Origin of the sequence: Mizugakiibacter sediminis (genome assembly GCF_000953855.2) — a bacterium.
Lineage (GTDB): Bacteria > Pseudomonadota > Gammaproteobacteria > Xanthomonadales > Rhodanobacteraceae > Mizugakiibacter > Mizugakiibacter sediminis.
The window spans coordinates 1-8,777 of the sequence record NZ_DF970232.1; the positions used below are offsets into that span (position 1 = coordinate 1).

Here is an 8,777-nt window from a genome sequence, read left to right on the forward strand (position 1 = left end):
CGCGCCGCGCCGGCCGTGCCGCCGCGACGCGAGACGCCGGCCGCGCGCAGCGCGCCGCGCGCCATGTCGCCGCGCGACGCGACCGCGACGCCGGCCGCAGCGACCGCCGCCGCGGCCGTCGAGAACGCCTCGCTGCTCGGCATGAAGCAGGAGCTGCGCGAACTGCGCGGCATGCTGGAATCGCAGCTTTCCAGCCTGGCCTGGAACGATCTCGGCCGGCGCAAGCCGCTGTCGGCGCGCATGCTGCGCGAGCTGTCGCGGCTCGGCATCGACGCCGACGTCGCCGGCGCGATCGTCGCCGATCTGCCGGAGCACATCTCGCCGGAGCAGGCGCGCTACCTGCCGCTCGGCCTGCTCTCGCGCAAGCTGCCGGTCAACGCGCACGACTTCCTCGACGACGGCGGCGTGGTCGCGCTGCTCGGCGCCACCGGCGTCGGCAAGACCACCACGCTGGCCAAGCTGGCCGCGCGCTACGTGATGCGCCACGGCCTGAAGGGCGTGGCGCTGGTCACCACCGACGACTTCCGCATCGGCGCCGAGGAACAGCTGTTCCACTACGGCCGCCTGCTCGGCGTGCCGGTGTACAGCGCCGGCGAGCCGGCCGCGCTGTGCGCGCTGATGGAGCGCCTCGCCGACCAGCGCCTGGTGCTGATCGACACGCCGGGGATGGCCTGCCGCGACGCGCGCGTCGCCGCGCTGATGCACGGCCTGCGCGAGACGCGCACGCCGGTGCGCAACACGCTGGTGCTGGCGGCGAACGCGCAGGCGGCGGCGCTGGACGAAGCGCTGCGCGCCTACGCGCCGTTCGCGCCGGCCGGCTGCATCCTCACCAAGCTCGACGAGGCGCCGACGCTGGGCGGCGCGCTGTCGGCGCTGATCCGCCACCGCCTGCCGGTCGACTACAGCACCGACGGCCAGCGCGTGCCCGAGGACATCGCCCGTGCCGACGCGCACCGCCTGGTTTGCCGCGCGGTCAAGGCCAACACGCCGGCGCCGCCGCTGGACGATTTCGCGCTGGCCGAGCGCTTCGGCCGCGTCGCCGTCGCCTTCGCCTGAGGAGCGCTGCATGCACGCCGCATCCGCATTCGCCGCAGCGCCGTACGGCGCCGGCACGCACCACGAGGGTTCCATGTCGGGGAAGCTGATGAACCAGGCCGTCGGCCTGGCGCGGCTGGCGCAGCGCCGGCCGGTGAAGGTGATCGCCGTGACCAGCGGCAAGGGCGGCGTCGGCAAGACCAGCGTCTCGGTCAACCTGGCGATGGCGCTGGCGATGGCCGGGCGCGAGACGCTGCTGCTCGACGCCGATCTCGGTCTCGCCAACGTCGACGTGATGCTGGGCCTGCAGCCCGGGCGCAACCTCGGCCACCTGCTGGCCGGCGAGTGCGGCCTCGAGGACCTGCTGCTGGACGCGCCGCACGGCCTGAAGGTGATCCCGGCCACCTCCGGCACGCGCCGCATGGCCGAGCTCGGCACCGCCGAGCACGCCGGCCTGATCCGCGCCTTCTCCGATTACGCGCGGCCGCTGGACGTGATGGTGGTCGATACCGCCGCCGGCATCGCCGAGAGCGTGACCATGTTCAGCCGCGCCGCGCAGGAGGTGGTGGTGGTGGTCTGCGACGAGCCGGCCTCGATCACCGACGCCTACGCGCTGATCAAGGTGCTCAGCCGCGAATTCGGCGTGCCGCGCTTCCGCGTGGTCGCCAACATGGTGCGCGACGCCGCGCACGGCCGGCAGCTGTTCGAGACCATCCTGCGCGTCACCGACCGCTTCCTGCAGGTGGCGCTGGACTACGTCGGCGCGGTGCCCGACGACGAGCACCTGCGCCGGGCGATCCGCCGCCAGCGCGCGGTGGTCGACGCCTTCCCCGGCAGCCGCGCCGCGGTCGCGCTCAAGAATCTGGCGCTGGCGGCCGATAAGTGGGATGTCGCGACAGGAAGCCGCGGCCATCTGGAGTTCTTCGTGGAGCGCCTGACCGGCACGCCGGCGGCGCTGGAGGCATGACGATGAACGCCAGTGCGGAATACCTGGAGGTCCAGCGCATCCCGGCCGACGAGCTGGTGCGGAAACATGCGCCGCTGGTCAGGCGCATCGCCTACCACCTGATGGGGCGGCTGCCGCCCAGCGTGGAGGTGGGCGACCTGATCCAGGCGGGCATGATCGGCCTGCTCGAGGCGGCGCGGAACTACGCGCCGTCGCGTTCGGCGAACTTCGAGACCTACGCGGGCATACGCATCCGCGGGGCGATGCTCGACGAGCTGCGCAAGACCGACTGGACGCCGCGCTCCGTGCACCGCAAGGCGCGCGAAGTGGCGGAGGTGGTGCGCCAGCTGGAAGGCGAGACCGGGCGCGACGCCGACGAGACGGAAGTGGCGCGCCGGCTCGGCATCTCGCTGGACGAGTACCACCAGGTGCTGCGCGACGCCGCCAGTTGCCGCCTGCTCAGCCTGTCCGGCAGCGGCGACGACGACGGCGAGGGCATCGACGTCGCCGACGAGGGCGGCATGGGCCCGGCGCAGGCGCTGGAGACGGACGCGCTGCAGGCCGCGCTGGCCGAGGCGATCGACGGACTGCCGGAGCGGGAGAAGCTGGTGATGTCGCTGTACTACGACGAGGAGCTGAACCTGAAGGAGATCGGCGAGGTGCTCGGCGTCACCGAGTCGCGCGTCTGCCAGATCCATGGCCAGGCGCTGGTGCGCCTGCGCGCGCGCATGGCCGACTGGCGCGAGCGGCGTTGACGGGCACGCCTCCCCCTGCTTGCAGGGGGAGGCCGGGAGGAGGTGGCTCGCCGGCGAAGAGCGACCCCTCCCCAGCCCGCCCCTGCCGCGCAGGGGCGGGCGCAAAGACTTGAAGAGCGGAGGCGAGCTTGGACCGGAACATGAAGATCCTCGTGGTGGACGACTTCTCCACCATGCGGCGCATCATCAAGAACCTCCTGCAGGAGCTCGGCTTCAGCAACATCCAGGAGGCCGACGACGGCGCCACCGCGCTGCCGATGCTGAAGGCAGGCGGCTTCGATTTCGTGGTCACCGACTGGAACATGCCGGGCATGACCGGCATCGCGCTGCTGAAGGCGATTCGCGCGGAACCTTCGCTGAAGGCGCTGCCGGTGCTGATGGTGACCGCGGAGAACACCCGCGAGCAGATCATCGAAGCCGCGCAGAACGGCGTGAACGGCTACATCGTCAAGCCGTTCACCGCGGTCACGCTGAAGGAAAAGCTGGAAAAGATCTTCGAACGTCTGGCCACGGCGAGCTGAGGGAGCGCGCATGGATACCACCATCGGAGCGCTGCAGCCGCCGGCCGCACCGCTGCCCGCGGAGTTGCGGGAACTGCTGGGCGCCAGCGACGCCGACAGCTTCGAGCGAGCGCTGGACGCATTGATCCGCCGCCGCGAGCACGCGCTGTTCCACGCGCTCGGCAAGCTGGCGCGCGAGCTGCACGAGGCGGTCAAGCACCTCGCCAGCGACGTCGAATCGGGCGGCCTCGCCGCGCAGGCGCTGCCGGAAGCGCGGCGCCGCCTGGGCGAGGCGATGAACATGAGCGAGCAGGCCGCGCACGCCAGCCTCGACGTCACCGAACGGCTGATGCCGGAAGCGGCGCGGCTGGAAGAAGCGGCGAGCGTGCTGATGGTGCGCTGCGACGGTCTTGCCGGCGATCCGCTGGCGGACGACGCCGGCGCGCTGGCGCGGCAGGCGGCGATCTTCGCCGACGCCTGCCGCGAAGGCCTGCGCGAGATGACCGTGGCGCAGTCCTGGCAGGACCTCACCGGCCAGCGCATGCAGCAGATCGCCGCGTTCATGGAGCGCGCCGAGCAGGTGCTGCTGGAACTGGTGCGGCTGGCCGGCACGCTGGCCGGCACGCCGCCCGCGCCGGCGGTGCCGGCATCGGGTGCGACCGCGTCCACCCAGGACCAGGTCGACCGCCTGCTCGCCGAATTCGGCTTCTGAGGCCGCCGACGATGGCGCAGGCGCCGGACACGAGCATCCTCGCCGATTTCCTGGTCGAAGCCGGGGAACTGCTCGCGTCGCTGGACGATCAGCTCGTCGCGCTGGAAACCGATCCGCGCGACGCCGAACTGCTGAACGCGGTGTTCCGCGCCTTCCACACCGTCAAGGGCGGCGCCGGCTTTCTCGCCGTCGAGCCGATGGTGGCGCTGTGCCATCGCGCCGAGGACCTGCTGAACGACGCCCGTGCCGGCCGCCTGCTGCTCGATGCCGACACCATCGACGCCCTGCTGGCGGCGCTGGACCAGTTGCGGGCGATGATGCGCGCGCTGGCCGCCGGCACGCCGCCAGCGCCGGCGCCGGCCGCATTGCTGGCGCGGCTGACGCGCACGCCGGCCGCCGCCGCGCCGCGACCCGTGCCGGTCGCGGCGGTGCCGCCGCCGGACCCGGCGTCGCCGCCGCGCGCCGCGTCCGCCGATCCGGTCGAGGACGAATTCGAGGCGCTGCTGGCCGCCGCCGACGAGGCGCCGGCCGCGGCGGGCGATCCGATCGGCGACGACGAGTTCGAGGCGCTGCTGGACGAACTGCACGGCAAGGGCGGCGCGCCCGGCGCGCCCGGCGCCGCGCCGGCGGCGGGCGATCCGATCGGCGACGACGAATTCGAGGCGCTGCTCGACGAGCTGCACGGCAAGGGCGGCGCCCCCGGCGTGCACGCGCCGGCGCCCGGCGATCCGATCGACGACAGCGAGTTCGAGGCGCTGCTGGACAAGATCTACGGCCGCGGCGGCGCGCCCGGCAAGCCGGCGGCGGACGCCGCGGCGCCGCTGCCGTCCGCGCCGAAGGAGGCGGCGCCCGTCGCGGCGGCGCCCGCGGAACCGGCCGCGCCCTCCCCGATGGCGGCGGCCGCGGCCCCCGCCCATGGCTCCGCGCCCGCCGCCAGGGTCGCGGCGGCGGAAACCACCGTGCGCGTCGACACCGCGCGGCTGGACGCGCTGGTCAACTTCATCGGCGAGCTGGTGCTGGTGCGCAACCGCATCGCCAACCTCGCCGCGCACGGCGAGGGCGGTCCGCTGGAGCGCGCGGTCGGCGAACTCGACCGCGTCACCAACGACCTGCAGGCCGCGGTGATGCGCACGCGCATGCAGCCGGTCGGCCGGCTGTTCCAGCGCTTTCCGCGCATCGCCCGCGACCTCGCGCGCCAGCTCGGCAAGCAGGTGCAGCTCGAGCTGGAAGGCGAGGATACGCAGCTCGACCGCAACCTGGTCGAGGCGCTGGCCGATCCGCTGGTGCATCTGGTGCGCAACGCGCTCGACCACGGCATCGAGCCGCCGGACGCGCGCGCCGCCGCCGGCAAGCCGCCGGCCGGCCGCGTGCGCCTGGCCGCCTCGCAGGAAGGCGAGCACATCGTCATCACCATCGCCGACGACGGCCGCGGCATGGATCCCGCGCTGCTGAGGCGCAAGGCGGTGGAGAAGGGCGTGCTCGCCGCCGAGCGCGCCGAGCGCATGGCCGACGAGGAATGCTACGAGCTGATCTTCCTGCCCGGCTTCTCCACGCGCAGCGAGATCTCCGACATCTCCGGCCGCGGAGTCGGCATGGACGTGGTGAAGACGCGCGTCGCCGAGCTGGGCGGCACCATCGCCGTCCGCTCGCAGCCCGGCCGCGGCAGCGAGATCAAGGTCAGCGTGCCGCTGACGCTGGCGATCCTGCGCGCGCTGATGGTGCGCGTCGGCGGGCGGATGCTGGCGCTGCCGCTGGCGAACGTATCCGAAGTGTTCGAGCTGGACGCGGCGCGCGTGCGCAGCGTCGACGGCCGCGAGGTGGTCGCGCACCGCGCGCGGCCGTTGCCGCTGAACCGCCTCGATCGCTGGCTGGGGGGCGCCGGCGCCGCCGCCGGCGCGCGCCAGCACGTCGCCGTGGTGCACATCGGCCACCAGCGCGTCGGCTGCGTGGTGCACGAGGTGGTCGGGCGCGAGGAGGTGGTGATCAAGCCGCTGGGCGCGCTGCTGCGGCAGGTGCCCGGCATCGCCGGCGCCACCATCACCGGCGACGGCCGCATCGCCCTGATCGTGGACCTGGTCGCGCTGCTGCGCGCCAGCTCGATGGAGCGGGTGGCTTGACATGGAAGCGCTCAGCCTGACCGGCATCGTGCTGGCGTTCGCGGTGGTGATCTTCGGCAGCATCCTCAAGGGCAGCGGCCTCGCCGCGCTGTGGAGCGCGGCCGCGTTCGTGGTGGTGATCGTCGGCACCAGCGCGGCGATCATGGTGCAGACGCGCGCGGCGGTGCTGCGCCGCGCGCTGCGCATCGTGCGCTGGGTGATCCGCCCGCCGGTCAGCGACAGCCAGGCGCTGATCGCCAAGGTGATCGGCTGGAGCGAGATCGCGCGCCGCCAGGGCCTGCTCGGCCTGGAATCGCACTTCGAGGCCGAGGCGGACCCGTTCGCCAAGAAGGGCCTGCAGCTGCTGGTCGACGGCAGCGAGCCGGAAGTGATCCGCGGCATCCTCGAGGTCGATCTCGCGGTCAAGGAACACGCCGACATCGAGGCGGCCAAGGTGTTCGAGGCCGCCGGCACCTACGCGCCGACCATGGGCATCATCGGCGCGGTGATGGGCCTGATGGCGGTGATGGAGAACCTGTCCGACCCGTCCAGGCTCGGCCCCGGCATCGCCGGCGCGTTCGTCTCCACCGTCTACGGCATCGCCTCGGCCAATCTGCTGCTGCTGCCGATCGCCAGCAAGCTGAAGGGCCTTATCCGCGGCCAGGCGCAGCAGCGCGAGATGATGATCGAGGGCCTGATCGCCATCGCCGAGGGCGAGAACCCGCGCAACATCGAGACCAAGCTGCAGGGCTTCCTGCACTGAGGACTGGCGGGGGCCGACGATGGCGCGCAAGCATCTCCACGAAGAGCACGTCAACCACGAACGCTGGGCGATCCCCTACGGCGACCTGATCACGCTGCTGCTGGCGTTCTTCGTGGTGATGTACTCGATCTCCTCGGTCAACGAGGGCAAGTACCGCGTGCTGGCGCAGTCGATCGCCAGCGCGTTCAACGGCTCGCCCAAGGTGATCGAGCCGGTGCAGGCCGGCGCGCAGCCGACCATGTCGGCGCAGACCTCGGCGATCTCCTCGATCCAGGCCGCCGCGCCCAGCGCCGCGCCGATCCCGCTGATCCCGGTGCCGGTGCCGGCGCAGAAGCTGCCGCCGCCGGGCAAGAACGGCGGCCGCGAAGGCGGCGACGACGCCGGCCTGGCGCGCGCGCACGGCGAGACCGCCGGCCTGAAGCGCATCGCCGACCAGATCGAGCGCGCGCTGGGGCCGCTGATCGCGCGGCAGCTGATCGCGCTGCGCCGCGCCGATTACTGGCTGGAGATCGAGATCAAGACCGACATCCTGTTCCCCAGCGGCGTCGCCGCGCTGTCGCCGCAGGCGGTGCCGGTGCTGCAGCAACTGGCCGACATCCTGAGGCCGTTCCCCAATCCGCTGCGCATCGAGGGCTACACCGACGACGTGCCGATCGCGACGCTGGCGTTCCCGTCCAACTGGGAACTGTCGGCGGCGCGCGCCGCCTCGGTGGTGCGCCTGCTCGCCGCCGGCGGCGTCGATCCGCAACGCATGGCGATCCTCGGCTGGGGCGAATACCGGCCGGTGGCGAGCAACGCGAGCGAGGCGGGCCGCAACCGCAACCGCCGCGTGCTGATCGTGGTGCTGAGTTCCAGCGCCGTGCCGGAGCGTTTCTACAGCGACCGGCCGGAAGTGCCGACACAGACTGCAGCAGGCGTCGACGCGGCCGCCGAGGCCGCACCAGCGGCGACGCCGCCGGCGACGGGCGCCGCGCCGGCCGCGAACGGCTGGTTGCCGGTGCTGCACGTGGTGCGTCCGGTGACGAACACGAAATGAGGCGGGAGCGAACCATGCGCGTGTGGGCGGTGGCGAACCAGAAGGGCGGCGTGGGCAAGACCACCACGACGGTGGCGCTGGGCGGGCTGCTGGCCGCCGCCGGCGCGCGCACCCTGCTGGTGGACATGGACCCGCACGCCTCGCTGACCAGCTACTTCGGCTTCGACGCCGAGGCGCTGCCCGGCGGCGTCTACGACCTGTTCCGCGCCGGCGCCGCCGATGCGCCGCCTCCGGCCGAACGCATCCTGCCGACGCGCTTCGAGCGCCTCGCCGTGCTGCCGGCGACGCCGGCGATGGCCACGCTCGACCGCCAGCTCGGCGCGCGCGCCGGCATGGGCCTGGCGCTGGCCGAGGCGCTGGCGACGCTGGCCGACGACTACGACCGCGTGCTGGTCGACTGCCCGCCGATGCTGGGCGTGCTGATGGTCAACGCGCTGGCCGCCTGCGAGCGGCTGGTGATCCCGACGCAGACCGAGTTCCTCGCCCTCAACGGACTCGAACGCATGCTGCGCAGCCTCGCCATGATCGAGCGCGCGCGCGGCATGCGCCTGCCGCGGCTGATCGTGCCGACGCTGTACGACGGCCGCACGCACGCTTCCGCCGCCAGCCTGCGCGCGCTGCGCGAACGCCACGCCGACGAACTGGCGCAGAGCGTGATTCCGGTCGACACGCAGATCCGCGAGGCCAGCCTGGCCGGCGTGCCGGCGGGCGCCTGGCCGGCGGCGCGGCGCGGCGCGCAGGCCTACCGCGGCCTGCTCGACGAGCTGCTGGCGCAGGAAGCGCCGCTGGCGCTGGAGGCGGCGTCGTGAGCGCGCCTTCGGCCGAACTGCAGGTGCTGCCGGTGCGCGGCGACGTCGCGCTGGCCGACTACTTCGGCGCGCTGCTGTCGCCGCCGCGCGCGGCGGTCGCGCGCGTGCCGCCGGCGGCGCCCGCC

At 73.4% G+C, this 8,777-nt stretch carries 9 protein-coding genes; all 9 read left to right on the forward strand.

Going from position 1 to position 8,777, the window contains the following annotated elements; all coding sequences use genetic code 11:
- Nucleotides 1-1,056, forward strand: a 1,056-nt coding sequence (flhF, locus tag MBSD_RS10845; RefSeq protein WP_062537343.1) for a flagellar biosynthesis GTPase FlhF, incomplete at its 5' end; no start/stop codon positions are given.
- Between the two features lie 10 nt (nt 1,057-1,066).
- Nucleotides 1,067-2,002, forward strand: coding sequence for a MinD/ParA family protein (locus tag MBSD_RS10850; protein WP_425478112.1), 936 nt, complete (start codon nt 1,067-1,069; stop codon nt 2,000-2,002).
- A 2-nt stretch (nt 2,003-2,004) separates the two neighbouring features.
- Nucleotides 2,005-2,736 (forward strand): RNA polymerase sigma factor FliA, encoded by a 732-nt coding sequence (locus MBSD_RS10855; protein WP_062537344.1) that lies wholly within the window; start codon nt 2,005-2,007, stop codon nt 2,734-2,736.
- Between the two features lie 128 nt (nt 2,737-2,864).
- On the forward strand, nt 2,865-3,257 hold the full coding sequence (gene cheY / locus MBSD_RS10860; protein WP_082306620.1) for a chemotaxis response regulator CheY: 393 nt from the start codon (nt 2,865-2,867) through the stop codon (nt 3,255-3,257).
- A 10-nt stretch (nt 3,258-3,267) separates the two neighbouring features.
- On the forward strand, nt 3,268-3,948 hold the full coding sequence (locus tag MBSD_RS10865) for a protein phosphatase CheZ (RefSeq protein ID WP_062537346.1): 681 nt from the start codon (nt 3,268-3,270) through the stop codon (nt 3,946-3,948).
- A gap of 11 nt (nt 3,949-3,959) precedes the next feature.
- Entirely contained in the window at nt 3,960-6,065 is a 2,106-nt protein-coding gene (locus MBSD_RS10870; protein WP_062537347.1) for a chemotaxis protein CheA, read from the forward strand.
- Between the two features lies 1 nt (nt 6,066).
- Entirely contained in the window at nt 6,067-6,807 is a 741-nt protein-coding gene (locus MBSD_RS10875; RefSeq protein WP_062537348.1) for a flagellar motor protein, read from the forward strand.
- A 19-nt stretch (nt 6,808-6,826) separates the two neighbouring features.
- The gene (gene motD / locus MBSD_RS10880) at nt 6,827-7,843 is read left to right on the forward strand and encodes a flagellar motor protein MotD (protein WP_062537349.1); all 1,017 of its coding nucleotides are present in this window, start codon (nt 6,827-6,829) and stop codon (nt 7,841-7,843) included.
- Nucleotides 7,840-8,652 carry a ParA family protein gene (locus MBSD_RS10885; RefSeq protein WP_237071792.1) on the forward strand — a complete coding sequence of 271 codons (813 nt, stop codon included), beginning with the start codon at nt 7,840-7,842 and terminating at the stop codon, nt 8,650-8,652. Before motD ends, MBSD_RS10885 begins: the two co-directional genes overlap by 4 nt.
- The last annotated feature ends 125 nt before the right edge of the window (nt 8,653-8,777 follow it).